Origin of the sequence: Amycolatopsis roodepoortensis (assembly GCF_024628825.1) — a bacterium.
GTDB lineage: Bacteria > Actinomycetota > Actinomycetes > Mycobacteriales > Pseudonocardiaceae > Amycolatopsis > Amycolatopsis roodepoortensis.
In genome coordinates this window covers 4,138,928-4,163,464 of sequence record NZ_CP102415.1, presented here as the reverse complement: position 1 = coordinate 4,163,464, position 24,537 = coordinate 4,138,928, and the positions used below count along the sequence as shown (strand labels likewise).

Genomic DNA, 24,537 nt, shown 5'->3' with positions numbered 1-24,537 from the left:
GAGCTGACACATGGGCATCCGCAAGTACAAGCCGACGACCCCGGGTCGTCGCGGTTCCAGCGTCTCCGACTTCGCCGAGATCACTCGGTCCACCCCGGAGAAGTCGCTGCTGCGTCCGCTGAGCAAGTCCGGCGGCCGTAACTCCAGCGGCAAGATCACCACCCGCCACAAGGGTGGTGGCCACAAGCGTGCGTACCGGCTGATCGACTTCCGCCGGAACGACAAGGACGGCGTTCCCGCCAAGGTCGCGCACATCGAGTACGACCCCAACCGGTCCGCTCGTATCGCGCTCCTGCACTACGCCGACGGCGAGAAGCGCTACATCATCGCCCCGGAGAAGCTCAAGCAGGGTGACACGGTGGAGAACGGCCCCCGGGCCGACATCAAGCCGGGTAACAACCTGCCGCTGCGCAACATCCCGGTCGGCACCGTGATCCACGCGATCGAGCTCCGCCCCGGTGGCGGCGCGAAGATGGCGCGGTCCGCCGGTGCCAAGGTGCAGCTGGTGGCGAAGGACGGGCCGTACGCCCAGCTTCGTCTCCCGTCGGGCGAGATCCGCAACGTCGACGTGCGCAACCGCGCCACCATCGGCGAGGTCGGCAACTCCGAGCACTCCAACATCAACTGGGGCAAGGCGGGCCGTAACCGCTGGCGCGGCAAGCGCCCCACCGTCCGTGGTGTCGTCATGAACCCGGTCGACCACCCGCACGGTGGTGGTGAGGGTAAGACCTCCGGTGGTCGCCACCCGGTGAACCCGAACGGTAAGCCCGAAGGCCGCACCCGCCGCCGCAAGGCTTCCGACGCCATGATCGTCCGCCGCCGGCGTACCGGCAAGAAGCGCTGAGCAGGGAGGTAGAAGAACATGCCACGTAGCCTCAAAAAGGGCCCCTTCGTGGACGACCACCTGCTCAAGAAGGTGGACGCTCTCAACGAGTCGGGCAAGAAGACCGTGATCAAGACGTGGTCCCGTCGGTCCACGATCATCCCGGATTTCCTGGGTCACACGATCGCGGTGCACGACGGCCGCAAGCACGTCCCGGTGTTCGTCACCGAGGCGATGGTGGGTCACAAGTTGGGCGAGTTCGCCCCGACTAGGACCTTCAAGGGCCACATCAAGGACGACCGCAAGTCGCGCCGCCGCTGAGCGGGCACGAGAGAACAAGGAAGCTAGCGATGAACGCCCAGAACGACGTGGCCGAGGCTCTGCCGACGGCTTACGCGCGGGCTCGCTTCGTCCGGGACTCGCCTACCAAGGTGCGCCGGGTGATCGAGCTGATCAAGGGACGTAGCGCCGCCGACGCCTTGGCCGTGCTCCAGTTCGCCCCGCAGGCGGCAAGCGAGCCGGTCGCGAAGGTGCTCGCCAGCGCCATGGCCAACGCCGAGAACAACCTCGATCTCGACCCGGACACCCTCTGGGTCAAGAACGCCTACGCCGACGAGGGTCCGACCCTCAAGCGCATCCGTCCGCGGGCCCAGGGCCGCGCGTACCGGATCCGCAAGCGGACCAGCCACATCACCGTCGAGGTGGAGTCGCGTCCGAAGGCCGAGGCCAAGAAGGCACAGGGCAAGAAGAAGGCAGGTGGCCGGTAGTGGGCCAGAAGATCAACCCGCACGGCTTCCGCCTGGGTATCACCACGGACTGGAAGTCGCGTTGGTACGCCGACAAGCAGTACGCGGAGTACGTGGCCGAGGACGTCAAGATCCGGAAGCTGCTGTCCACGGGCATGGAGCGCGCCGGGATCTCCAAGGTCGAGATCGAGCGCACCCGTGACCGGGTCCGCGTCGACATCCACACCGCCCGGCCGGGCATCGTCATCGGCCGTCGCGGCGCGGAGGCCGACCGCATCCGCGGCGCGCTGGAGAAGCTGACCGCCAAGCAGGTCCAGCTGAACATCCTCGAGGTCAAGAACCCCGAGGCCGACGCCCAGCTCGTCGCTCAGGGTGTCGCGGAGCAGCTGAGCAACCGTGTGGCGTTCCGCCGCGCGATGCGCAAGGCGATCCAGACCTCCATGCGTTCGCCGCAGGTCAAGGGCATCCGCGTGCAGTGCGGCGGTCGTCTCGGCGGTGCCGAGATGTCCCGCTCCGAGCACTACCGCGATGGTCGCGTCCCGCTGCACACGCTGCGTGCCGACATCGACTACGGCTTCTTCGAGGCCAAGACGACGTTCGGTCGCATCGGCGTGAAGGTGTGGATCTACAAGGGCGAGCTCGTGGGTGGCCTCAAGGCCAAGGAGGCGCGTGACGCCGCCGCGGCCGCCGAGCGCGCCCCGCGCCGTGACCGTGGTGACCGTCCGTCCCGCCCGCGCCGTTCCGGCGCGTCGGGCACGACGCCGACCTCGACCGAAGCCGGTCGGGCCGCTGCCGCCGCCAAGAGCGACGACACCGCCCCCAAGGGTGGCGCTGCCACCGAAGCCCCGGCTGCTGAGACTGCAGAAAAGACGGAGGGCTGACACGTGCTTATCCCGCGCAGGGTCAAGCACCGGAAGCAGCACTCCCCGAAGCGCCACGGTGCCGCCAAGGGCGGTACGAAGGTGAACTTCGGCGAGTACGGCATCCAGGCGCTTGAGCACAGCTACGTGACCAACCGGCAGATCGAGTCCGCTCGTATCGCCATGACGCGTCACATCAAGCGTGGCGGCAAGGTGTGGACGACCATCTACCCGGACCGCCCGCTGACCAAGAAGCCGGCGGAAACCCGCATGGGTTCCGGTAAGGGTTCGCCCGAGTGGTGGATCGCCAACGTGAAGCCGGGCCGCGTGATGTTCGAGATCTCGTTCCCGAACGAGGAGACCGCCCGCGAGGCGCTCCGTCGCGCGATCCACAAGCTGCCCATGAAGTGCCGCATCGTGACCCGTGAAGGTGGTGAGTTCTGATGGCGAAGGCAGGTGCCGCCCAGGCATCGGAGCTGCGTGAGCTCACCGCGGAAGAGCTCGTTCTGCGTCTGAAGGAATACAAGGAGGAGCTCTTCAACCTCCGCTTCCAGATGGCGACCGGACAGCTCGACAACAACCGCCGTCTGCGCACCGTCCGTACGGACATCGCGCGGATCTACACGGTCATGCGCGAGCGTGAACTCGGCCTGTCCGTTTCCCCTGACGCCGAGAGTGAAGGTGCCGCATGAGCGAGCAGCCCAACGCTGAGGCGGCCCCCCGCAACGACCGCAAGGTCCGTGAGGGTTACGTCGTCTCGGACAAGATGAACAAGACGATCGTGGTCGAGCTCGAAGACCGCAAGAAGCACCGTCGCTACGCCAAGGTTCTCCGCAGCACCAGCAAGGTCAAGGTGCACGACGAGAACAACGAGGCGGGCGTCGGCGACCGGGTCACCCTGATGGAGACCCGCCCGCTGTCGGCGACCAAGCGCTGGCGTCTGGTGCAGATCGTGGAGAAGGCCAAGTAAGTAGGGCTCTTTTTGAGTCCCTTAGTTCCGCAAGGCTCGCGCTTCACCGCGAGAACCAGCGCGACATACAGGAGTAGACGTGATCCAGCAGGAGTCGCGGCTTCGGGTTGCCGACAACACGGGCGCGAAGGAGATCCTTTGCATCCGCGTTCTCGGTGGCTCGGGGCGGCGCTACGCGGGCATCGGCGACATCATCGTCGCCACCGTGAAGGACGCCATGCCGGCCGCCGGCGTGAAGAAGGGTGACGTCGTCAAGGCCGTCATCGTTCGCACGCGCAAGGAGCGCCGTCGTCCGGACGGTTCTTACATCCGCTTCGACGAGAACGCTGCTGTGCTCATCAAGAACGACAATGAGCCCCGCGGCACCCGCATCTTCGGGCCGGTCGGCCGCGAGCTGCGCGACCGAAAGTTCATGAAGATCATTTCGCTCGCGCCGGAGGTGTTGTAGAGCATGAAGGTGAAGAAGGGCGACACGGTCGTCGTCATCGCCGGCAAGGACAAGGGTGCCAAGGGCAAGGTCATCCAGGCCTACCCCGAGCGCGAGCGCGTGCTGGTCGAGGGCGTGAACCGGATCAAGAAGCACACGCGGATCTCCCAGACCCAGCGCGGCGCGCAGTCCGGCGGCATCGTCACGCAGGAAGCGCCCATCCACGTCTCGAACGTGATGGTCGTCGACTCCGACGGCAAGCCGACCCGGGTGGGCTACCGCATCGGCGAGGACGGCAAGAAGGTCCGGGTCTCGCGCCGGAACGGTAAGGACATCTGATCATGACCACCGCAGAGAACATCGCCCCGCGCCTCAAGGTGCGGTACCGCGAGGAGATCAAGGGACAGCTCCAGCAGGAGTTCTCCTTCGAGAACGTCCACCAGATCCCGGGCGTCGTCAAGGTCGTCGTGAACATGGGTGTCGGTGACGCCGCCCGTGACAGCAAGCTGATCGAAGGCGCCATCCGCGACCTGGCCGCGATCACCGGGCAGAAGCCCGAGGTTCGCAAGGCTCGCAAGTCCATCGCGCAGTTCAAGCTGCGTGAGGGCCAGCCGATCGGCGCGCGCGTCACGCTGCGCGGCGACCGGATGTGGGAGTTCCTCGACCGGCTGCTGACCATCGCGCTGCCGCGTATCCGTGACTTCCGCGGGCTTTCGCCGAAGCAGTTCGACGGCAACGGCAACTACACGTTCGGTCTCAACGAGCAGTCCATGTTCCACGAGATCGACCCGGACGCCATCGACCGCCCGCGCGGTATGGACGTCACTGTCGTCACCACCGCCAACACCGACGACGAGGGCCGCGCGCTGCTTCGCAAGCTCGGCTTCCCGTTCAAGGAGAACTGAGTCGATGGCCAAGAAAGCACTGGTCCACAAGGCCGCGAAGACGCCGAAGTTCAAGGTTCGCGGTTACACGCGTTGCCAGCGGTGCGGTCGCCCGCACTCGGTGTTCCGCAAGTTCGGGCTCTGCCGGATCTGCCTTCGCGAGATGGCACACGCGGGCGAGCTGCCCGGCGTCCGCAAGTCCAGCTGGTAAGAGTCTTTTTTAACTCCCACTTCGCCACAGGCCCTGCAGTGAGTGCAGGGAACCAGGGCGAGAAAGGTTGACAGGTCACCATGACGATGACCGACCCCATCGCAGACTTCTTGACCCGTCTGCGTAACGCGAACTCGGCGTACCACGACGAGGTCGTGCTTCCCCACTCGAAGATCAAGGCGAACATCGCCGAGATCCTCAAGCGCGAGGGTTACATCTCGGGCTACCGCGACGAGCCGGGCGAGAAGCACAAGAACCTCGTCGTGGAGCTGAAGTACGGCCCCAACCGTGAGCGCAGCATCGCCGGCCTCCGCCGCGTGTCCAAGCCCGGTCTGCGGGTCTACGCAAAATCGACCGAACTGCCGTCGGTTCTCGGTGGCCTCGGCGTCGCGATCATCTCGACGTCGTCCGGCCTCCAGACCGACCGTCAGGCCAAGCGAAACAGCGTGGGCGGCGAAGTCCTCGCCTACGTCTGGTAAGGAAGGGGGCAAAGACATGTCACGCATTGGAAAGCTGCCGGTCGCCGTCCCCTCCGGGGTCGAGGTGACCATCGATGGTCAGCACATTCAGGTCAAGGGGCCCAAGGGCACCCTTGAGCACACCATCGCCGAGCCGATCACCGTGGAGCGCGCCGAGGACGGCACGCTGCAGGTGAAGCGTCCCGACGAGGAGCGCACCAGCCGTGCCCTGCACGGTCTCACCCGGACGCTGGTCAACAACCTCGTCGTCGGTGTGACCGAGGGCTACGAGAAGAAGCTCGAGATCCACGGTGTCGGTTACCGCGTGCAGGCCAAGGGCTCGGACCTCGAGTTCGCCCTCGGCTACAGCCACCCGGTGAAGATCGAGGCCCCGGAAGGCATCACCTTCAAGGTCGAGACCCCCACCCGGTTCTCGGTCTCGGGCATCGACAAGCAGAAGGTCGGCCAGATCGCCGCGGTCATCCGCAAGCTGCGCCGCCCGGACCCGTACAAGGGCAAGGGCCTGCGCTACGAGGGTGAGAAGATCCGCCGCAAGGTCGGAAAGACGGGTAAGTGATCATGAGCGACACGACTACGAAGCGCAAGCCGGTCGGCAAGGACATCTCGACCCGCCGCCGCGTCGCGAAGGCCCGTCGGCACTTCCGCCTTCGCAAGAAGATCAACGGCACGGACCAGCGTCCGCGCCTGGTCGTCAAGCGTTCGTCGCGGCACATCGCCGTGCAGCTGATCGACGACCTCGCCGGCAAGACCCTGGCGTCGGCGTCCACCCTCGAGGCGGACGTCCGCGCGCTGGAAGGCGACAAGAAGGCCAAGGCCGCCAAGGTCGGGGAACTCGTCGCCGCCCGCGCCAAGAACGCCGGTGTCTCGACCGTGGTGTTCGACCGTGGTGGCAACGCCTACCACGGCCGCATCGCGGCGCTCGCCGACGCCGCGCGTGAGGCGGGGTTGGAGTTCTGATGCAGCAGATGCTCGTGAATGGAAGGAAAGCCTGATGCCGGGACGTACACGGCAATTCGGCGGTGGCCAGGGCGGACCCGGCGGACAGGGCGGCAACGACCGCAATGACCGTCGCGACCGCCGTGACCGGCGCGACAGCGGCCGTGGCGGGGCCGGCCAGGAAAAGACCCCGCACCTCGAGAAGGTCGTGACGATCAACCGCGTCGCCAAGGTCGTCAAGGGTGGTCGTCGCTTCAGCTTCACCGCCCTGGTGGTCGTCGGTGACGGCGACGGTCAGGTCGGCGTCGGCTACGGCAAGGCCAAGGAAGTTCCCGCGGCCATCGCCAAGGGCGTCGAGGAAGCGAAGAAGAACTTCTTCCGCGTTCCCCGCGTCGCAGGCACCATCCCCCACCCCATCCAGGGTGAGGAAGCCGCCGGTGTCGTGCTGCTCCGTCCGGCCTCGGCCGGTACCGGTGTCATCGCCGGTGGCCCGGTGCGCGCGGTGCTGGAGTGCGCGGGTGTCCACGACGTGCTGTCGAAGTCGCTCGGCTCCGACAACGCGATCAACATCGTGCACGCGACCGTGGCGGCCCTGAAGGGTCTGCAGCGTCCCGAAGAGGTCGCGGCCCGCCGCGGTCTCCCGCTCGAGGACGTCGCTCCGGCTCGCATGCTGCGTCAGCGCGCGGGTCAGGGGGTCTGATCATGACTCAGCTCAAGGTGACCCAGGTCAAGAGCAAGATCGGCACGAAGCACGCTCACCGGGAGTCGCTGCGCACCCTCGGGCTGCGCAAGATCCGCCAGAGCGTCGTGCGTGATGACACTCCCGAGGTGCGCGGCCTTATCCACACCGTCCGCCACCTGGTGGAGGTCGAGGAGGTCAAGGCATGACTGCCATCAAGATCCACCACCTTCGTCCGGCTCCGGGCGCGAAGCGCGACAAGATCCGCGTCGGCCGTGGTGAGGGCTCGAAGGGCAAGACCGCCGGTCGCGGTACCAAGGGCACCAAGGCCCGGAAGAACGTGCCCGCCGGTTTCGAGGGTGGGCAGATGCCCATCCACATGCGGCTCCCGAAGCTTCGCGGCTTCAAGAACCGCTTCCGTACCGAGTACCAGCCGGTGAACGTGGGCGACATCGCCCGCGTCTTCCCGGAGGGTGGCAAGGTCGGCGCCGAGGAGCTCGTCGCGAACGGTCTCGTCCGCAAGGGCAAGCTCGTGAAGGTGCTCGGCAACGGCGACGTGAACGGCGTCAAGCTGGACGTCACCGCCGACGCTTTCTCCGGCTCCGCCAAGGAGAAGCTCTCCGCTGCCGGTGGCTCCGCCACCACGCTCTGAGCCTTCTTCGCTCGCTTCACCGAAAGGCCCGCCCGGCTCCGCCCGGCGGGCCTTTCGCTTGCGCTCCCGCGCCGACCTGCGTTTAGCGGGCTAATCGCGATCCCGGTGCGGGCAGGCCGTCCGGCCCCCGACCTGCGTTTAGCCCCCTAATCGCGATCTGATGCTGGAGCCGCGGGGCGTGGCGGAAGGGGCCCTGTGCTGGAAGGATCGCGAGGTGGCCACACCTCCCGGGCAGGATCCGCAGCCCCCTCAGCAGCCGGACGCCCCGCCGGTGATCGTGTCGATTTCCGGGCCCACTGACCCTGTGGGCGAGCCGGTACGGCCGGGCCGGCCTGAGCCCCGCAGACTCGTCGCGGCGGGATTGGCCGCTCTGGCCATGCTGCTCGCCGTCCTGGGCTGCCTCTTCCCGTTCTTCAGCATCGAGCATCGGTTTTCTTTCGATCGCAGCGACGCCGTCGTGGTCGTGTTCGTTCAAAGCGCGTGGGATACGAAGGTCCTTCAGCCGAACGATCCCCCTTTCAGCGCACCGTCCACACCTGTCGGTATTCCGGTCCTGATCGCCGCGGCGATCCTTCTGGCGGCCGTGATCGTCAGTGCCCGTGCCTCCCGCCTGCGGCGCCCGGGCGCTTTGGACCGATGGCTCACCACCATCGCGGCGGTGTTCCTCACCGGAGTCGTCGCGACCGCCGCCACTTTGAGTTTCGGGCGCACGATGGGCGAGTCCATCGAGACGACGACGACACTGGGCGCGGGTATGTGGGCCCTCTTCGCCGCGGTAGTCGCCGCGGCGGGCGCGGCCGTCATGAGCCACCGCGTCCAGGACGACGAGGTCCCGGTGAGCGGCGACCCGAGTCTCGCGGACATGCCCACACCGAAGCACGGCATCTCCGTCGCGGTCCTCCCACCGGACCCTCAGCCGGAGAAACCGGACTACTCCGCTTTCGCGCCTCCGCCGGATCCTGGCGCGAAAGAGCGCGATTAGCCCGCTAAACGCGCTCGCGGCCGCCGATACGGTGGGGGAGGAGGTGGCCGATGACTTGGGCGGTGGTCTTTTTCGGAGCAGCGGTCCTCGTGGCTTTTACGCCAGGGGCGAACAATCTGCTCGGCATGCATCACGGCATGACGCAGGGAGCCTGGAAAGGGCTCGCCGGGCTGTTAGGCCGATTGGCCGCATTCACGGTGCTCATCGCGGCCGTCGCCGCTGGACTCGGACAGCTCCTCGCGGCGTCGGAGCTTGCACTCACAGTGATCAAATGGGCCGGCGTCGCCTACCTGGTCTGGATCGGCGGGCGCCTGCTGTGGTCGACGTTCCGTGGCGGGGAAACCGCGCTGGTCCAGGCGCCGCGAGGCACCGAATCCGTACCCGCGCTCCGGATCGCGAGGAAGGAATTCGTCGTCGCGATCACCAATCCGAAGGCGATCCTCATCTTCACGGCGTTCGTGCCCCAGTTCATCGACGCAGCTCACGGCTCCTTTCCCATCCAGATCGCGATTCTCGGCGCCGTCTACCTGCTCGCCGAGTTCGTGGCGGGCGCGACCTACATCGGGGCGGGCGCGCTCGTGAAGTCGCTCCGGTTATCTCGCCGGGCGACTCGCAACGTCGACCGCGGTACCGGCGTCGTGCTCCTCGGCATGGCTGGCGCGCTCGCCACTTCAAGCTCCTGATCACGGTGCGTTTAGCCCCCTAATCGCGATCCGGTGGTCGGAAAAGTGAGGAACGGCAAGGCGATCTGTCAAGATCCCGGAGCGAGAAGCGGCGGTCGATCAACCCCGCGGACCAACCTTCGTCCGGAAAACCCACACGCACTGCGGACACGCCCTGTGAAGCTGTTAGAGTCGGCGACACGCTTCGGGACGAGTGTGCCCCGAAGCGTTCCTGGCTTGTGCCAGAAAGCTGTGTGTTCCCGCCGGCCCCAGGCCGGCCAAGCCGATCGTCGGTAAGACAGCCGACGACGCCGAGGAGGTTCCCCGCGTGCTCAGCGCCTTCCGCTCGGCTCTAGCGACGCCGGATCTACGTAAGAAGATCCTGTTCACGCTAGCCATCGTCGCGGTCTACCGAATCGGTGCCACCATCCCGGCCCCGGGCATCTCGTATTCCGCCGTGCAGCAATGCACGGAGACCGGGTCGCAGGAGGGCGTCTATCAGCTGCTGAACCTGTTCAGCGGCGGTGCTCTGCTGCAGCTGTCGCTGTTCTCGACCGGCATCATGCCGTACATCACGGCGAGCATCATCGTCCAGCTCCTCACCGTGGTCATCCCGCGGTTCGAGGAGCTGAAGAAAGAAGGACAGGCCGGTCAGGGCAAGCTGACGCAGTACACCCGGTACCTGACGATCGCCCTCGCGGTCCTGCAGGCGACCGGTGTGGTGGCACTCGCCGACCGCAAGCAGCTCTTCCCGCAGTGCGACACCGCGATCATCCCGGACAACAGCGTCTACACGCTGGCCATCATCGTCATCACGATGACCGCCGGTACCGCCGTCATGATGTGGCTGGGTGAGCTGATCACCGAGCGCGGCGTCGGCAACGGCATGTCCGTCCTCATCTTCCTGAACATCGCGGCCCGCATCCCGATCGAGGGTGGCAACATCCTCAGCAGCGCCGGCCCGGTGGTCTTCACCCTGATCTGCGTGTTCGGCCTGGTGATCATCGCCAGCGTCATCTTCGTCGAGCAGGGCCAGCGCCGGATCCCGGTGCAGTACGCCAAGCGCATGATCGGCCGCCGCATGTACGGCGGGACGTCGACCTACCTGCCGATCAAGGTGAACCAGGCCGGTGTCATCCCGGTCATCTTCGCCTCGTCGCTGCTCTACCTGCCGGACCTGATCAGCCGCCTCGTCGGCGACGCCAACAGCAACGCGGGCTGGCAGGTCTTCATCCAGAACTACATCGTCAACCAGTCCAGCTGGGCGCACGTCCTGCTGTACTTCGCGTTGATCATCTTCTTCACGTACTTCTACATCACGATCACGTTCAACGTGGACGAGCGTGCGGAAGAAATGAAGAAGTTCGGTGGCTTCATCCCGGGTATCCGCCCGGGCCGACCCACCGCGGAGTACCTCAGCTACGTCCTCGGCCGGATCACCCTGCCGGGCTCGCTGTACCTGGGCATCATCGCGATCCTTCCGAACTTCTTCCTGTCCGTCACCGGCAGCGGGAACAACCAGAACTTCCCGTTCGGTGGCACGGCTGTGCTGATCATGGTCGGTGTCGGTCTCGACACCGTGAAGCAGATCGAAAGCCAGCTGATGCAACGTAACTACGAAGGGTTCTTGAAGTGACGCGCCTGGTTCTCGTTGGCCCTCCTGGCGCGGGCAAAGGTACTCAGGCGGTAGCACTGTCGGAGAAGCTCCGGATCCCGCACATCTCGACCGGCGATCTGTTCCGCGCCCACGTGGGCGAGCAGACGCCGCTGGGCCAGGAAGCCAAGCGCTACCTGGACTCCGGCGAACTCGTGCCCGACTCGGTCACGAACGAGATGGTGCGCGAGCGCCTCGCGGAACCCGACGCCAAGGCCGGTTTCCTGCTCGACGGGTTCCCGCGGAACACGAAGCAGGCCGACGTCCTCGGTGAGATCCTCGGCGAGGTCGACACCAAGCTCAACGCGGTCATCCAGCTCCAGGTCTCGGAAGACGTCGTCGTCGATCGGCTGCTGTCCCGCGGCCGATCGGACGACACCGAAGAGGTCATCCGCCGCCGTCAGCAGATCTACGTGTCCGAGACCGCTCCGCTGCTCGAGTACTACGCGGACATCCTGGTCACGGTCGACGGCGTCGGCACGGTCGACGAGATCTCCGCCCGCGTGCTGGAAGCGCTGCGCGACCGCACGTGAATCTCGGAGGACTGCGTGTACTGCAACGGCTTCGTCGTGGGCGCATGATCGAAATCAAGACCCCTGGCGAGCTCCAGGCGATGCGGGCCGCCGGACTGGTCGTCTGGCGCACCCTCACCGCGGTGCGTGAGCTTGCCAAACCGGGGGTGACCACGGCCGACCTCGACGAGCTCGCCGAGCAGACGATCCGTGACGCCGGCGCGGTGCCCTCGTTCAAGGGGTACCACGGCTTTCCGGCGTCGATCTGCGCTTCGGTGAACGAGCAGATCGTGCACGGCATCCCGTCGAAGACCCAGGTCCTGAACGACGGCGACATCATCTCGGTGGACTGCGGTGCCATCCTCGACGGCTGGCACGGCGACTCGGCGGTCACGCTCGCGATCGGCGAGGTCTCGAAGGCGGATCTCGCGCTCTCGGCCGCCACCGAGGCGGCGATGTGGGCGGGGATCGCCGCCGTGTCGTCGGGTGGCAGGCTCACGGACATCTCGCACGCGGTGCAGACCGCGGCCGAGAAGGCGAGCCGGGAAGACGGCATCGACTACGGGATGATCGTCGAGTACGGCGGCCACGGCATCGGGCGCCAGATGCATATGGACCCGTTCCTGCCGAACCTGGGCAAACCGGGCAAGGGACCGCGGCTCAAGACCGGGATGGCGCTCGCGATCGAGCCCATGCTGACCGGTGGCGGCGGAGAGACCGTCGAGCTCGAGGACGGCTGGACCGTCGTGACCGCCGACGGCTCGCGGGCCGCGCACTGGGAGCACACCGTCGCGATCACCGACGACGGCCCGTGGGTGCTCACCGCCCCCGAAGACGCCTGACCTCGCCCTTCGCCCTCCAGATCGCGTTTAGCCCGCTAAACGCAAGTGCGCCCCCGGATCGCAGTTAGGCCGCTAAACGCAAGTGCGTCCGCTGGTCGGCGGAGCGCCCGGCGCCGCCGTTGAGGCGCCCGCCCGCTGCCTCCATCGGGTGCACCTCGCCCGCCGGTCGTCCCCAGGTCACGGGCCCACCGGATCGCGATTAGCCCGTTAACGCAGGTCGGCGAGGGCGTACGATGGTGGAGGCCAGATCAGGCGGGCTCGAGGGGTCACCTAACACAGTCACCCCCGTTTGGGGCTCGCGACACGGGTTGCGTACACTGTCAAGTCGGTGTACTCATCGCGCCCGGATCCTGCGCGCTCGTGAACTCTCGCGAACGGACATTGGACCCGGGCAGGAGTGTGCCGATGCACCACCCAGCCAAGCACTCAAGCTTTGACTGATCACACAGTGTAGCGACAGGAAATGCGGAGGACATGGGCAAGAAAGACGGGGCCATCGAGGTCGAAGGCCGCGTAGTCGAGCCGCTCCCCAACGCGATGTTCCGCGTCGAGTTGGAGAACGGCCACAAGGTCCTTGCACACATCAGCGGCAAGATGCGGCAGCACTACATCCGCATCCTGCCCGAGGACAGGGTTGTCGTGGAGCTCTCGCCCTACGACTTGTCACGTGGTCGCATCGTCTACCGCTACAAGTGATCACGACGAGTTAGCACAAGCAGGAGAGCAGGAGACGTGAAGGTCCAGCCGAGCGTCAAGAAGATCTGCGACAAGTGCAAGGTGATCCGCCGTCACGGCCGGATCATGGTGATCTGCGAAAACCTGCGGCACAAGCAGCGGCAGGGCTGATCACTCGCACTCGTACAGAGTGGATTGACGGCTACACAATCTCCCCGCACCTGCCGGGCCGTGCGAACGGCCCGGTTCACCCTCGGACTTCAGGCCGAGGCCGGGACACCCGAAGCGCAAGCAGAGGGCACGACAGGCGAGTCGGTCCCGGGACCGGACGGGGAGCAGACCTGAAGATGAATTCTATGAAGGAGCATCAACGCCAATGGCACGACTCGCTGGCGTAGACCTCCCCCGCGAAAAGCGGTTGGAGATCGCGCTGACCTACATCTACGGCATCGGCCGTACCCGCTCGAAGCAGCTCATCGCGGCTGCCGAGCTCAACGCGGACACTCGCGTCAAGGATCTGAGCGATGACGACCTCGCCAAGCTGCGGGTCTACATCGAGGAGAACTTCAAGGTCGAGGGTGACCTTCGCCGTGAGGTGAACGCCGACATCCGTCGGAAGATCGAGATCGGGTGCTACGAGGGCCTTCGCTGGCGTCGCGGACTTCCCGTCCGCGGTCAGCGCACCAAGACGAACGCCCGCACCCGTAAGGGTCCGAAGAAGACGGTCGCCGGCAAGAAGAAGGCTGGCAAGAAGTGAGCGTCCAGGGCAAGAAGGTCGTGCGTATGGGCGGCGTCCACCGCCGCGGCTCGGCTTGTGTCTCGCCCAAGGCGCTCTACGCCCGCCCGATGGCGCTCCGCAACCTGTACACCGACGCCGGTTCGATCATCCGGCGCGGCCAGGCCGAAGCGGTCGCCGCTCACCAAGAGAACGCGCGCTAACAGGAGAACCCTCAGAACATGCCACCGAAGTCTCGTACTGCGGCGGGGGCCAAGAAGGTCCGCCGCAAGGAAAAGAAGAATGTCGCGCACGGTCACGCGCACATCAAGAGCACCTTCAACAACACCATCGTCTCGATCACGGACCCGACCGGTGCCGTGATCGCGTGGGCGTCGAGTGGTCACGTGGGCTTCAAGGGCTCGCGTAAGTCCACCCCGTTCGCCGCGCAGATGGCCGCCGAGAACGCCGCCCGCAAGGCTGCCGAGCACGGCATGAAGAAGGTCGACGTCTTCGTGAAGGGCCCGGGTTCGGGTCGCGAGACGGCGATCCGCTCGCTGCAGGCGGCCGGCCTCGAGGTCGGCACCATCCAGGACGTGACCCCGCAGCCTCACAACGGCTGCCGCCCGCCCAAGCGGCGCCGGGTCTGAGGAACGGGGAGGAGTAAGAAGAAATGGCTCGTTACACCGGCCCCGCGACGCGTATTTCGCGTCGCCTCAAGGTTGACCTCATCGGCGGCGACCAGGCTTTCGAGCGTCGCCCCTACCCGCCGGGCCAGCACGGCCGCGGGCGCATCAAGGAGTCCGAGTACCTCCTGCAGTCGCAGGAGAAGCAGAAGGCTCGCTACACCTACGGCGTTCTCGAGCGTCAGTTCGTCCGGTACTACAAGGAAGCCGTCCGGCGTCCGGGTAAGACCGGTGAGAACCTGCTGCAGATCCTCGAGTCCCGGCTGGACAACGTGATCTACCGCGCCGGCATCGCCCGCACCCGCCGTCAGGCGCGTCAGCTGGTGAGCCACGGCCACTTCCTGGTCAACGGCGTCAAGGTCAACGTCCCGTCCTACCAGGTCACGAAGTGGGACATCATCGACGTGCGGCCGAAGTCGTTCGCGATGCTGCCCTTCGTCGCGGCCAAGGAGTCCTTCGGCGAGCGTCCCGTTCCCGCGTGGCTCCAGGTCGTTCCGTCCAACCTCCGCGTGCTGGTCCACCAGCTCCCGGAGCGCGCTCAGATCGACGTTCCGGTCCAGGAACAGCTGATCGTCGAGCTCTACTCGAAGTGATCCACCATCGGGCCGGGGTTTCCCCGGCCCGATGTGGGCACGGGCGGCGGCGCCCGGAGTGCGCCGCCGTTTCGCCATCCCTTTCGGTGTCATATGGCGGGCGCCGTTTGGAAAGGAATTAGGAAAGATGCTGATTTCCCAGCGACCGGCTCTCGGCGAAGAGACGGTCAACGAGACCCGCTCCCGGTTCACCATCGAACCGCTGGAGCCCGGCTTCGGCTACACGCTCGGCAACTCGCTGCGGCGCACGCTGCTGTCGTCCATTCCGGGCGCGGCCGTGACGAGCATCCGCATCGACGGCGTGCTGCACGAGTTCACCACCGTTCCCGGGGTGAAGGAAGACGTCACCGACATCATCCTGAACCTCAAGGAGCTCGTGGTCTCCTCGGAAGAGGACGAGCCGGTCACCATGTACCTGCGCAAGCAGGGCCCTGGTGAGGTCACCGCCGCCGACATCGTGCCCCCGGCCGGTGTCACCGTGCACAACCCGGATCTGCACATCGCGTCGCTGAACGGCAAGGGCAAGCTCGAGATCGAGCTCGTCGTCGAGCGCGGCCGCGGTTACGTTCCGGCCCTGCAGAACAAGCAGGCGGGCGCGGAGATCGGCCGGATCCCGGTCGACTCCATCTACTCCCCGGTGCTGAAGGTGACCTACAAGGTCGAGGCGACCCGTGTCGAGCAGCGCACCGACTTCGACAAGCTGATCCTGGACGTGGAGACGAAGCCGTCGATCACGCCGCGGGACGCTGTCGCGTCGGCCGGTAAGACGCTGGTGGAGCTGTTCGGTCTCGCGCGCGAGCTGAACGTCGACGCCGAAGGCATCGAGATCGGCCCGTCGCCGCAGGAGGCGGACACCATCGCCGCCTACGCGATGCCGATCGAGGACCTGGACCTCACCGTCCGGTCGTACAACTGCCTCAAGCGCGAGGGCATCCACACCGTCGGCGAACTGGTCTCGCGCAGCGAGGCCGACCTGCTGGACATCCGCAACTTCGGTGCGAAGTCGATCGACGAGGTCAAGCTCAAGCTCGTCGGTCTCGGCCTCGCGCTGAAGGACAGCCCGCCCGGGTTCGACCCGACCGCGGCCGCGGCCAGCTACGACGGTGAGGGCTGGTCCGAGGGCGTCGACAGCATCACGGACGGAATTTCGGACAACGGCCACGACGATGGCCAGGACTACGCAGAGACGGAGCAGCTGTAAGGCCAGCTACGGCTCCCTCACACCAGTAGGGGTGGGGGAGCGACGGCCTCCAGCTGTGAGCTGAACGAGGAGAACCGATGCCCACCCCCACAAAGGGACCCCGTCTCGGCGGGTCGCCCGCGCACGAACGGCTGATCCTGGCCAACCTGGCCACCCAGCTGTTCGAGCACGGCAAGATCACGACGACCGAGGCGAAGGCCCGGCGGGTGCGCCCGCTGGCCGAGAAGCTGATCACGAAGGCGAAGCGGGGCGACCTGCACAACCGTCGTCAGATCCAGCGCATCGTGCGCGACAAGGACGTCGTGCACAAGCTGATCGCCGAGATCGGTCCGTTCTTCGCGGAGCGCCCGGGTGGCTACACCCGGATCACCAAGACGATGGCGCGTAAGGGCGACAACGCCCCCATGGCCGTCATCGAGCTGGTGGCCGAGAAGACCGTCACCGCCGAGGCCGAGGCCGCGCGCAAGACGAAGTTCGCCAAGGACGAGCCGAAGGCTGCCGCCCCGGCCGCCGAGGAGACCACCGACGCCCCTGAGGCTGCCGACACGGCCGCCACCGAGGCTCCGGAGGCCACCGAGGCTCCCGCCGCCGACGAGGCCGCTGAGGCCCCCGCCGCGGACGCGGACAGCAAGAAGGACTGACGTTCTGACGGCACCGAACACCCCGGACGAGCCCGCCACTCCCACTGCGGAGGGCGGGCTCGTTCGTCTGCGTCTGGATGTCTCCTACGACGGCACGGATTTCTCCGGCTGGGCGCGGCAGCCCGGGCGGCGCACGGTGCAGGGGGTCCTCGAAGAGGCACTCGCGAAGCAGCCTCCAGGAGCTTCGGTCCCGAAGTCCGTCGTCGTCGCCGGCCGCACGGATGCCGGTGTGCACGCGGCGGGCCAGGTGGTCCACGTCGACGTGTCGCCTTTAGCGGGCAAAACGCGATCCGGCCGTCTGGAACTGGACGAGCAGGGCATTCCTGACCTGGGGCGGATGCGTCACCGCTGGAATCGGTACCTGCCGGGCGACGTGCGGGTGCTGGATGCCCGCGTCGCGCCGCCCGGGTTCGACGCGCGGTTTTCGGCCGTGCGGCGTCACTACCTCTACCGCGTTTCGGACGCGCCGTGGGGCGTGGATCCGTTGCGGCGTCACGACACTCTGGCCTGGGGCCGCCCGCTTTCGGTCGACGCGATGAACGAGGCGTCGGAGGCTCTCCTGGGCCTGCAGGACTTCGCGGCCTTCTGCAAGCAGCGCGAGGGCGGGACGACCATTCGCGAGCTGCAACGGCTTGTCTGGCGGCGGACCGGGCCGCACGCGGTCGAGGTCGCCGTCTCCGCCGACGCGTTCTGCCACTCGATGGTGCGCAGTCTGGTGGGGACACTGCTCTTGGTCGGGGACGGCCGCCGTCCACTGGGCTGGCCCGGCGACGTCCTGGAGAGCCGGACTCGCGACAGCGCGGTGGCTCCCGCACACGGCCTGACGTTGATGGCGGTCGATTACCCGCCGGACGCCGAACTCGCCTCACGCGCCGATCAAACGCGCGCCATGCGCAGCCCCTCCTGACCCGGCCGCGGCGCGGTTAGCGGGCTAATCGCGCTCCGGCGGCGGGCCCGCCAGACGGACTCGACGATGCCTTTGAAGTCGTTCGCCAGGTCTTCCGCGGTGACGATGACGAAACGCCAGCCCTCGGCCTCCACGCGTCTTCGGCGCTTGCGATCATGGGCTCGTTGCTTCGGGGTGTTGTGCCAGCGGCCGTCGTATTCGACGGCGACCTTGAACTGCTCGTCCCCCAGGTCGAGGCGAGCGAGGAAATGACCGGTTCGGGCGGTGACCTCGAGCTGAGGCGTCGCCGTGATGCCGCCGGCGGCCAGCACGATGCGGAGCTCCGATTCCGGAGGCGACTCCGCGCGAGGATCGGACAATCGCAAAGCATGTCTGGCCAAACGGATTCCCCTGTTGCGGCGACCGTAGAACTCCCTGTTGAGATGTAGGTCGGTGAGTTTCTCGGCTCTCAAGAACTGGTCCAGGTCCGGCACGCCGATGCGGAGCCGGCGCACCCAGCCGGATTTACGAGGAGAAAGCCGGAGGAGCAGATCGAGCGCGGTTCGGCTTTTCCGCGCGATCCGAATGCCGTTCCAGGGCCTCGATTCCTCGGGTTTGACTTCGGTACGCCGAACCTTGATACCGACTATCGGGCCGAAGCGATTCTTCTCCGGGACGATCATCTCGACCGGATCGTGAGGTTTGGCCAGCTCGACGCCCTGAACGGTCGCGGCCGATCGCCCGGTCAGCACTGCTTCGGGAGGAGCCAGCAACGCGGCTCCTCGGCATCGCAGTTCATGCGTGACCTCGACATCGGCGCGCGTGTAGACGTCCTGGAACAGCCGTCGGACGCTTGATCCGCGAAGCTGGCTGGCCGTGATGAGGCCTGCCTTGCGAGCTTCCGAGCCGCGGAATACGTCGGGAAGATGAGATGAATCGAAGGGTTTGGCCATATCGACACAGTGATCGACAAGACCGACAACCCATGGCCGTGACTGCCAATTCGAGAGTGTTTATCCACAACCCCCGGCCTATCCACAGCCTGCGCGATTACCCCCTTGACGGCCAGGCCCCGCGACCCGGATCGCGTTTAGCGGCCTAATCGCGACGCGGGCAGGACGCAAAACGGGGGCACCGTCCGAAAAGGACAGTGCCCCCGCAGAGCACGATTAGCCCGCTAAAGTCGACGCGGGCCGGGCTAGTCGCCGCGGCGCACGGGGCCCAGGATCTGCTGCTCCTTCGCCGTGGTGACCAGGCGAAGAGGGCGCCAGAGGTTCCGGCCAAGGGCGACGACCTGGTCGTCCTTCAGCGTCGTGAGCTGCTTCATCATCTGGGGCGGGAGCCGCCAGATCCGGGCGGCCAGCTCGGCCTGTCCCGGCGGGAGCCGCTGCATCAGCACCAGGTCGGCGGCGTTCGCGGTCGCTCCGGCCTGCGGGTGCAGGTACGGCAGCACGTAGACCGTCGTCTGCCACGGCGACCGCGGCGGGAACAGATCCTGCGGCGTCGGGCCACCATCGGTCACCACGAGCAGCGGCGCGTCCTCGGAGGGCCGCGGAAGATCCACCGGCGACAGCCGCCGGATCTGCACCAGCGGCGAAGGCCTGCCGTTCGGCTGGGTCCCCGCGGCCTGGGGGAGCACCTGCCACGCGGCCGGACGTCCCGTCGCGACGACGACCCACGCTCCGACCGCCATCGCCCGCAGCGCCACCTGACGAGCCAGGTAGAGACCACCGACCAGCACGATCCGGGTCGGGGTCGAGCGCAGCGCCGAGATCGTCAGCGGCTCGCCCTTGAGTCCGGAGCCGAGAACGATCCCACCACGATCACCGGATGGGCTGATCGCGTCGAGCATCGCCGGGTCGACGGTGAATTCCGGGGCGACACCGGCGCTCTGGCCGGCGTCGCGCATGCGGGTGCTCATGCCGTGCCTCCGATCGGCAAAGTCGCGGAGAACCCGGAGATCTGCAGGCCGCGCAGCGGCGTCAGCGTCACACCCAGCCGGTCCGAGATGCCCTGCAGCCGCTGGTCGGCCGCGTCCAGTTCACGCGGGTTCCGCGCGCTCAGGCGCACGATTCCCCGCAGGCCGATCTTGCCCTCGTCCGCGGACGGCGAGATCGACATCGCCACCGTCGCCGACAGCGCGCGGACACTGGTCAGCGCGTTCAGGCTGCCGCTGATCTTGCCCTTCGGCCAGCTGGTGATCGCGTAGCTCGCGTGGCCGATACCGGCGGCGGTGACTCCGGTCCAGCGCTCCTGCAGACCGACCTTCCCCTGCGAACCGGCGACCGCGGTCAGCTCGGCGGCCGAAATGCTGGACCGCAGCAACTCGTCCGGGTCGAGCGGCCGGGTCGGCACGCCCTGCGATTCCAAGGCGTTGCGCACCCGCGAGAGCGCGCCGATCAGGGCGCGATGCGCACCCACGACGCCGCCACCGCGTTCGCGGATGGCGGCCGGGCATCGGCGCGGGTCGAGCCGGATGGCGACCCAAGTCGTCCGCCGCGCCGCCGCGGGGAGCGGGCCGAGCACCTCCATGTAGGAGCTGAGTGCGGGCGAGTCCGACGGAAGCGCGGCGCTGCCCGGGTAGCAGTGCCAGATCATCTGGATCGAGTCGAGGACCACGCCACGGTCTTCGAGGCACGGCGCGAGCGCGGACAGCGGCAGGCTCGGCGCTCCACCCGCCTGGGTGATCAGCGCGGGCGCGGGTTCGACGAGCAGGACGGCGGTCCACGTCCCGTCGTTCCACGCGATGCCGACCTGCTGGCGCTCGTGGTCGACACCGTGCGCGACGACGAGATCGGGAACGGCGAGACGAAGCAGGTTCACGCGGGCGTCGTCGGGACCGGTGACGGCGTCCTCTTCGGCTGCGAGCGACTCGATGCTGCTCGGCGGAAGCGGATTCGCCACCCGATCGTGCGAACGGAGCATGTACCGCATGGTGAGTCCAGCCCATTGGGTGAACCAGCGGCCGCCCCAGCGCAGGAACGCGATGATGATCGCGAACGCGAGCACGCCGATCGCGACGTACTTCAGCTCCATGTCGATCGCGAGCAGGACGAGACCGATCGCGAGCCCGAGTTCGAGCACGACCAGGTTCGCCACGGGCAGCGGGCCGAGGTTGATCCCGCCGGTACGGCGTCGCGCGGGCGCGGCGATCCGTGCCACCGGAGCCGGCGGGGGACCGGACTGCGGGCCGGGGCCGCCGGACGGGGGACCGCCTGGTCCACCGGGCCCTCCAGGTCCACCGGGGCCTCCCGGACCACCAGGCCCGCCGGGGCCCTTGGGCCCTCCTGGACCACCGGGGCCGCCAGGACCCTGCGGTCCGCCAGGCCCTCCAGGCCCTCCAGGGCCGCCTGGGCCCCCGGGACCGCGAGGAACACCGGGACCTCCCGGGCCTCCGGCCGGGCCGCCCGGACCACCCGGTCTGCCGGGCCTTGGCGGCGGTCCCGGCGGACGACCAGGAGGTTGCGGCCCCGGAGGGCCGGGCGGACGTGGAGGAGTGGTGACGGACATCCGCGCTTTCTCTTCCCCTCGTGCTTGCTGCGTACCCGGAAAGCCGGTCCCGAGGAACTTGACACTAGCTGGAGTTGGTAGAAACCCCACACCAGACGGTCCCCGTACGGCTATCCTGCGGAACCGTACCGCGACGGGGAGGACTGTAGGTCGAGAATGCCATCAACACCGACTACTAAGTCTCAAGTTCAGGCTTATCAGTTCGTTCTGCGACGGATGCAATCCGCGCTGGTCCGTCGCGACGCCGTCATGCTCCACGACCCGATGCGCACGCACACGCGGGCCACCATCGTGGGTGTCGTGCTGGCCGCGCTGGGCGTCCTGGTCTTCGTCATCTGGGGCCTGCTGAGCCCGAAGCCCGCCGTGCCGGAAGCGGGCAACATCGTCATCGGCGAGCAGTCCGGAACGGTTTACGTCGTGGCCGGGAACCCGAAGAAACTGATCCCGACCTTCAACCTCGCCTCCGCGCGGCTGCTGATCATCGCGCAGTCGAAACAAGGGGCACAGCAGGCGGGCGCCAAGCCTTCCGGGCCCACGCAGGCCTCCGAAGTGAAGAACCCCACAGTCGTCTCGGATGAACAGCTGAAGAACATCCCCCGCGGTCAGCTCATGGGTATTCCGAACGGCCCGCAGCTGATGCCGACGGACACTCAGCGGGTCTCCCCGGAATGGGGTGTGTGCGACGAGGTCATGTACGACCCGTCCGTGCCTCAGCCGGACCTCACGAAGACCGAGACGACCGTCTACGCGGGCGTGAAGCAGCTCGGAAGCCGTGAGCTCGGCCAGAACGAAGCCTTGCTGGCCAAGGGCGCCAACGGCCGCGAGTACCTGATCTACCGGCAGAAGCCGGACCCGAACGTCCGGAACGCGAACGCCGTCAAGGCCGAGATCCAGCCTGACGCCGACGCCGTCCGTTCCGCCCTGAAGCTGCCCAATCAGCCCCGCGGTATCTCGCAGGGTCTGCTGGACGCGATCCCCGAGGTTCCGGAGCTGAAGCTCCCGGACGTCCCGGGCAAGGGCGAGAGCCCGAGCTACGAGATCGAAGGCATGAAGGTCGGCGACGTGTTCTCCACGGAGCAGGCCGAAGGGCGGAAGGACTTCTACCTCATCACGCGCGAAGGCATCCAGGCCATCTCGCCCGCCGTCGCGGACATCGTGAAGACCGGGAAGAACGACGGCAGCACCTCGGTCACGTCCGTGCCGCTGGCCGCGATCCGCAACCTCAACCGGGTTTCCCAGGTCGTCGAGCTCGACGCGTATCCCCAGACCGTGCCGACGGTGCTCAACGCGACTCAGGGCTCCCGGGTCTCCTGCCTGAGCTGGTCCATCACCGGCGAAGGCGGCTCCCGGGACGCGCACACGGCCGTGTTCGTCGACGACAAGCTGCCGAAGGGCAGGAACGCCGACGGATCCGCGCCCGGCGTCAAGATCGGTACCCCCGGCCCGGTCGGCGCGCCGATCAACAGCTTCTACATGGAGCCCGGCTTCGCGGCGGTCGTCCAGTCGGCGACCGGCAAGGAGACCTTCGACAAGGGGCCGATCCAGCTGATCTCCGATCGCGGGATCCGGTACGGCGTCCCCGACGCGGTCACGGCGGATTCGATCGGGCTCAACAAACGGGTTCCCGCGCCCGAATCCATCGTCAGGATCCTGCCTACCGGCGCTTCGCTGAACACGCAGGACGTGCTCCGGACGTTCGACACGGTGCCGATCGACGATCGGGCCGGTTCGGTCGCCACGCAGTCGCAGCAGGCTCCGGCGGGCAACTGAGCACGGGAACCCCTCGGACGGCGCGAGCGTCTCAACGCCCGAGCGGAATCGGGTGAGTGGAGGGTGCAGTGGCCGGCCTGAAGATCGACGGCGACGTCGTCGGTGACTATGCGAAACGGGTGGACGCGGCCGCCGGAGAGCTCGACCTGGCGGCCGCGGAGGTGACGGGTGAGGGCGTCACCGTCGAATCCCACGGCACGCTGGGCGAGGAGTTGGGCCTCGGCGCGTCCTATGGGCGTGCGGCCGAGGCCATCCGGCGTCAGCTGGTGGAAGGCGCGGCCGCGCTGAGGTCGGCGTCCGAGGCCCTGCACACGGTGACCGCGCGGCACGCCGGGCACGACGACGAGGCCGCGCAGACGATCAAGCGCGCAGTGGAGCTCTGAACCGCATGATCGCCGAATCGGAGAACCCGACGGATTCCATCCCGCACCCGATGGCGGCCGCACGTCCCGCGGCTCCCGAGGCGCCCCCGATCGCGTTTAGCCCGCTAAACGCGACGGGGGCGGGCGGTGAGGAGCTGATCGAGGCCGCGGCACCGCATCTCGCCTTCGTTTCGGAGCTGTCCGGCCAGCTGGGGTTGATCGATCCGGTCGAGACCTACCTGACCCCGCTGGCCGGGCGCTGGGAGGACTTGAAGGTCGAGGCGGACCTGCTCCGGAAAGCGGCGAAGACCGCGGGCAACGTCTCGAAAGAACTGTCGGAGGACCTCGGCCGTCTCGACGCCGGGTGGTCCGGCAAGGACGCTGACGCCTTCGTCGCGTACATCGTGGACATCAACGCCGCGGGCTCCGACGTCGAAGACGCCCTCAGCACGCTGGCGAGCTCGCTCGACGAGCTGGTGCTGTCGATCCGCCGCATCCTGACCGACCTCGTCGAGGTCCTGGTCGACACGGCCGAACTGACCTCCGAGACCGCGATGCTGCCGGTCGGTGGCGTCCGGCGGGCGCGGACCCAGCTGGAGGAGGCGCAAGAGTCGGCCAAGGCGCTCCATGAAGCCGCTCGTAACGTCCTCGAGGGCTTCGTGCGGTTTTGCGACGGCGTCGACGATCCTGACGCAGGCTCGCGGAGCATCGAAATCACTCACCGGTACCCGCAGGACGAGTTCAAGCTTCACGACGAGTCCGAGGCGCAGGGCGCGCCGGTGCCCGAAAAGGCCCCCGTTGAGGCGGATTCCGGTGCGGCGTCCGACGATCAGTCGACGTCGCCGTCCGCTGCCGACGGCAGGCAGACCGGGGCGAATGAACCGCCGATCGAGCAAGGGCAGGCGCTGGTCCCGGAGGTCGCGCCCGTTCAGGCCGCTCCGGCGCATGGGCACGGGGTCGCCGGGGCAGGATCGGCGATGATGCCGATGGGGATGGCGCCGATGATGGGGATGGGCGGCATGGGCGGAGGCCAGACGGCGCATCAGTCCAAGACGCGGCCCGCCTCGAAACCGTCCGATGTGGTCGGTGAGCCCGGCCAGGTCGTCCCGCCCGTGATCGGCGAGGACGAGAAGCCGGCTCCGAAGCCCAAGCCAGCCAAGTAGAGTCCCCGCGCCGAGC

General features: G+C 67.4%; 37 protein-coding genes. 34 read left to right on the top strand and 3 right to left on the bottom strand.

Annotated elements, in window-relative coordinates; translation table 11 throughout:
- The first annotated feature begins 10 nt into the window (after positions 1–10).
- The 31 genes from rplB (at position 11) to truA (ending at position 17,737) form a co-directional block, all read left to right on the top strand.
- The gene (gene rplB, locus NQK81_RS19505; RefSeq protein WP_005166779.1) at positions 11–844 is read left to right on the top strand and encodes a 50S ribosomal protein L2; all 834 of its coding nucleotides are present in this window, start codon (positions 11–13) and stop codon (positions 842–844) included.
- A gap of 18 nt (positions 845–862) precedes the next feature.
- Complete coding sequence (rpsS, locus tag NQK81_RS19500; protein ID WP_003102083.1) at positions 863–1,144, top strand: 30S ribosomal protein S19; 282 nt, start codon at positions 863–865, stop codon at positions 1,142–1,144.
- A gap of 29 nt (positions 1,145–1,173) precedes the next feature.
- Positions 1,174–1,590 carry a 50S ribosomal protein L22 gene (rplV, locus tag NQK81_RS19495; RefSeq protein ID WP_007031038.1) on the top strand — a complete coding sequence of 139 codons (417 nt, stop codon included), beginning with the start codon at positions 1,174–1,176 and terminating at the stop codon, positions 1,588–1,590.
- Positions 1,590–2,450 carry a 30S ribosomal protein S3 gene (rpsC, locus tag NQK81_RS19490; RefSeq protein ID WP_126733349.1) on the top strand — a complete coding sequence of 287 codons (861 nt, stop codon included), beginning with the start codon at positions 1,590–1,592 and terminating at the stop codon, positions 2,448–2,450. Before rplV ends, rpsC begins: the two co-directional genes overlap by 1 nt.
- Before the next feature lie 3 nt (positions 2,451–2,453).
- Positions 2,454–2,873 (top strand): 50S ribosomal protein L16, encoded by a 420-nt coding sequence (gene rplP, locus NQK81_RS19485; protein WP_005166782.1) that lies wholly within the window; start codon positions 2,454–2,456, stop codon positions 2,871–2,873.
- A complete protein-coding gene (gene rpmC, locus NQK81_RS19480) occupies positions 2,873–3,121 on the top strand; it encodes a 50S ribosomal protein L29 (protein ID WP_007031040.1) in 249 nt (82 codons plus the stop codon). The genes rplP and rpmC overlap by 1 nt, the downstream gene beginning before the upstream one ends.
- Positions 3,118–3,399 (top strand): 30S ribosomal protein S17, encoded by a 282-nt coding sequence (gene rpsQ / locus NQK81_RS19475; RefSeq protein ID WP_007031041.1) that lies wholly within the window; start codon positions 3,118–3,120, stop codon positions 3,397–3,399. The genes rpmC and rpsQ overlap by 4 nt, the downstream gene beginning before the upstream one ends.
- A gap of 79 nt (positions 3,400–3,478) precedes the next feature.
- Positions 3,479–3,847, top strand: coding sequence for a 50S ribosomal protein L14 (gene rplN, locus NQK81_RS19470; protein WP_005166785.1), 369 nt, complete (start codon positions 3,479–3,481; stop codon positions 3,845–3,847).
- A gap of 3 nt (positions 3,848–3,850) precedes the next feature.
- Complete coding sequence (gene rplX, locus NQK81_RS19465) at positions 3,851–4,165, top strand: 50S ribosomal protein L24 (RefSeq protein WP_005166786.1); 315 nt, start codon at positions 3,851–3,853, stop codon at positions 4,163–4,165.
- A gap of 2 nt (positions 4,166–4,167) precedes the next feature.
- Positions 4,168–4,731, top strand: coding sequence for a 50S ribosomal protein L5 (gene rplE / locus NQK81_RS19460; protein ID WP_093938476.1), 564 nt, complete (start codon positions 4,168–4,170; stop codon positions 4,729–4,731).
- A gap of 4 nt (positions 4,732–4,735) precedes the next feature.
- Positions 4,736–4,921 carry a type Z 30S ribosomal protein S14 gene (locus tag NQK81_RS19455; RefSeq protein WP_005166789.1) on the top strand — a complete coding sequence of 62 codons (186 nt, stop codon included), beginning with the start codon at positions 4,736–4,738 and terminating at the stop codon, positions 4,919–4,921.
- 80 nt (positions 4,922–5,001) lie between these two features.
- The gene (rpsH, locus tag NQK81_RS19450; protein ID WP_007031043.1) at positions 5,002–5,400 is read left to right on the top strand and encodes a 30S ribosomal protein S8; all 399 of its coding nucleotides are present in this window, start codon (positions 5,002–5,004) and stop codon (positions 5,398–5,400) included.
- Between the two features lie 16 nt (positions 5,401–5,416).
- Positions 5,417–5,956 (top strand): 50S ribosomal protein L6, encoded by a 540-nt coding sequence (gene rplF, locus NQK81_RS19445; protein ID WP_037314677.1) that lies wholly within the window; start codon positions 5,417–5,419, stop codon positions 5,954–5,956.
- A 2-nt stretch (positions 5,957–5,958) separates the two neighbouring features.
- The gene (gene rplR, locus NQK81_RS19440) at positions 5,959–6,357 is read left to right on the top strand and encodes a 50S ribosomal protein L18 (RefSeq protein WP_007031045.1); all 399 of its coding nucleotides are present in this window, start codon (positions 5,959–5,961) and stop codon (positions 6,355–6,357) included.
- Positions 6,358–6,391: 34 nt separating this feature from the next.
- A complete protein-coding gene (gene rpsE, locus NQK81_RS19435) occupies positions 6,392–7,036 on the top strand; it encodes a 30S ribosomal protein S5 (protein ID WP_007031046.1) in 645 nt (214 codons plus the stop codon).
- A gap of 2 nt (positions 7,037–7,038) precedes the next feature.
- Positions 7,039–7,224, top strand: a complete 186-nt coding sequence (gene rpmD / locus NQK81_RS19430) for a 50S ribosomal protein L30 (RefSeq protein WP_007031047.1) — start codon at positions 7,039–7,041, stop codon at positions 7,222–7,224.
- Positions 7,221–7,667 (top strand): 50S ribosomal protein L15, encoded by a 447-nt coding sequence (gene rplO / locus NQK81_RS19425; RefSeq protein ID WP_034304258.1) that lies wholly within the window; start codon positions 7,221–7,223, stop codon positions 7,665–7,667. Before rpmD ends, rplO begins: the two co-directional genes overlap by 4 nt.
- Before the next feature lie 214 nt (positions 7,668–7,881).
- The gene (locus NQK81_RS19420; RefSeq protein WP_257489262.1) at positions 7,882–8,649 is read left to right on the top strand and encodes a hypothetical protein; all 768 of its coding nucleotides are present in this window, start codon (positions 7,882–7,884) and stop codon (positions 8,647–8,649) included.
- Positions 8,650–8,699: 50 nt separating this feature from the next.
- On the top strand, positions 8,700–9,332 hold the full coding sequence (locus NQK81_RS19415) for a LysE family translocator (RefSeq protein ID WP_257489261.1): 633 nt from the start codon (positions 8,700–8,702) through the stop codon (positions 9,330–9,332).
- Between the two features lie 307 nt (positions 9,333–9,639).
- Positions 9,640–10,947: a preprotein translocase subunit SecY gene (secY, locus tag NQK81_RS19410; protein WP_126733351.1), complete on the top strand. Its 1,308-nt coding sequence runs from the start codon at positions 9,640–9,642 to the stop codon at positions 10,945–10,947.
- Positions 10,944–11,498, top strand: a complete 555-nt coding sequence (locus tag NQK81_RS19405) for an adenylate kinase (RefSeq protein WP_126733352.1) — start codon at positions 10,944–10,946, stop codon at positions 11,496–11,498. Before secY ends, NQK81_RS19405 begins: the two co-directional genes overlap by 4 nt.
- A gap of 44 nt (positions 11,499–11,542) precedes the next feature.
- Positions 11,543–12,319: a type I methionyl aminopeptidase gene (gene map / locus NQK81_RS19400; RefSeq protein ID WP_257489260.1), complete on the top strand. Its 777-nt coding sequence runs from the start codon at positions 11,543–11,545 to the stop codon at positions 12,317–12,319.
- A gap of 474 nt (positions 12,320–12,793) precedes the next feature.
- The gene (gene infA / locus NQK81_RS19395; RefSeq protein ID WP_005166804.1) at positions 12,794–13,015 is read left to right on the top strand and encodes a translation initiation factor IF-1; all 222 of its coding nucleotides are present in this window, start codon (positions 12,794–12,796) and stop codon (positions 13,013–13,015) included.
- 36 nt (positions 13,016–13,051) lie between these two features.
- Positions 13,052–13,165: a 50S ribosomal protein L36 gene (gene rpmJ / locus NQK81_RS19390; protein WP_004558882.1), complete on the top strand. Its 114-nt coding sequence runs from the start codon at positions 13,052–13,054 to the stop codon at positions 13,163–13,165.
- A 205-nt stretch (positions 13,166–13,370) separates the two neighbouring features.
- The gene (gene rpsM / locus NQK81_RS19385; RefSeq protein ID WP_005166805.1) at positions 13,371–13,751 is read left to right on the top strand and encodes a 30S ribosomal protein S13; all 381 of its coding nucleotides are present in this window, start codon (positions 13,371–13,373) and stop codon (positions 13,749–13,751) included.
- On the top strand, positions 13,748–13,933 hold the full coding sequence (locus NQK81_RS19380) for a hypothetical protein (RefSeq protein ID WP_005166807.1): 186 nt from the start codon (positions 13,748–13,750) through the stop codon (positions 13,931–13,933). The genes rpsM and NQK81_RS19380 overlap by 4 nt, the downstream gene beginning before the upstream one ends.
- A gap of 18 nt (positions 13,934–13,951) precedes the next feature.
- Positions 13,952–14,359, top strand: coding sequence for a 30S ribosomal protein S11 (gene rpsK, locus NQK81_RS19375; RefSeq protein ID WP_004558885.1), 408 nt, complete (start codon positions 13,952–13,954; stop codon positions 14,357–14,359).
- Between the two features lie 23 nt (positions 14,360–14,382).
- Positions 14,383–14,988 carry a 30S ribosomal protein S4 gene (gene rpsD, locus NQK81_RS19370; RefSeq protein WP_007031054.1) on the top strand — a complete coding sequence of 202 codons (606 nt, stop codon included), beginning with the start codon at positions 14,383–14,385 and terminating at the stop codon, positions 14,986–14,988.
- Between the two features lie 127 nt (positions 14,989–15,115).
- Positions 15,116–16,189: a DNA-directed RNA polymerase subunit alpha gene (locus NQK81_RS19365; protein ID WP_005166811.1), complete on the top strand. Its 1,074-nt coding sequence runs from the start codon at positions 15,116–15,118 to the stop codon at positions 16,187–16,189.
- Between the two features lie 77 nt (positions 16,190–16,266).
- On the top strand, positions 16,267–16,830 hold the full coding sequence (rplQ, locus tag NQK81_RS19360; protein WP_034304270.1) for a 50S ribosomal protein L17: 564 nt from the start codon (positions 16,267–16,269) through the stop codon (positions 16,828–16,830).
- 73 nt (positions 16,831–16,903) lie between these two features.
- A complete protein-coding gene (gene truA / locus NQK81_RS19355; protein ID WP_257489794.1) occupies positions 16,904–17,737 on the top strand; it encodes a tRNA pseudouridine(38-40) synthase TruA in 834 nt (277 codons plus the stop codon).
- Here truA and NQK81_RS19350 read toward each other — a convergent pair.
- From NQK81_RS19350 to eccE, 3 genes are all read right to left on the bottom strand, one after another.
- Positions 17,707–18,669 (bottom strand): endonuclease domain-containing protein, encoded by a 963-nt coding sequence (locus NQK81_RS19350; RefSeq protein ID WP_257489259.1) that lies wholly within the window; start codon positions 18,667–18,669, stop codon positions 17,707–17,709. The two genes, truA and NQK81_RS19350, sit on opposite strands and share 31 nt — an antisense overlap.
- A 245-nt stretch (positions 18,670–18,914) precedes the next feature.
- Positions 18,915–19,637: a hypothetical protein gene (locus NQK81_RS19345; RefSeq protein ID WP_126733355.1), complete on the bottom strand. Its 723-nt coding sequence runs from the start codon at positions 19,635–19,637 to the stop codon at positions 18,915–18,917.
- A complete protein-coding gene (gene eccE / locus NQK81_RS19340; RefSeq protein ID WP_257489793.1) occupies positions 19,634–20,815 on the bottom strand; it encodes a type VII secretion protein EccE in 1,182 nt (393 codons plus the stop codon). Before eccE ends, NQK81_RS19345 begins: the two co-directional genes overlap by 4 nt.
- Before the next feature lie 627 nt (positions 20,816–21,442).
- On the opposite strand from eccE, the gene eccB reads away from it, so the two are divergent.
- The 3 genes from eccB to NQK81_RS19325 all read left to right on the top strand — a co-directional run bounded on the left by eccB (position 21,443) and on the right by NQK81_RS19325 (position 24,521).
- Positions 21,443–22,996, top strand: a complete 1,554-nt coding sequence (eccB, locus tag NQK81_RS19335) for a type VII secretion protein EccB (protein ID WP_257489258.1) — start codon at positions 21,443–21,445, stop codon at positions 22,994–22,996.
- Between the two features lie 68 nt (positions 22,997–23,064).
- Complete coding sequence (locus NQK81_RS19330) at positions 23,065–23,379, top strand: hypothetical protein (protein WP_034304288.1); 315 nt, start codon at positions 23,065–23,067, stop codon at positions 23,377–23,379.
- Positions 23,380–23,384: 5 nt separating this feature from the next.
- Complete coding sequence (locus NQK81_RS19325; protein WP_257489257.1) at positions 23,385–24,521, top strand: WXG100 family type VII secretion target; 1,137 nt, start codon at positions 23,385–23,387, stop codon at positions 24,519–24,521.
- The last annotated feature ends 16 nt before the right edge of the window (positions 24,522–24,537 follow it).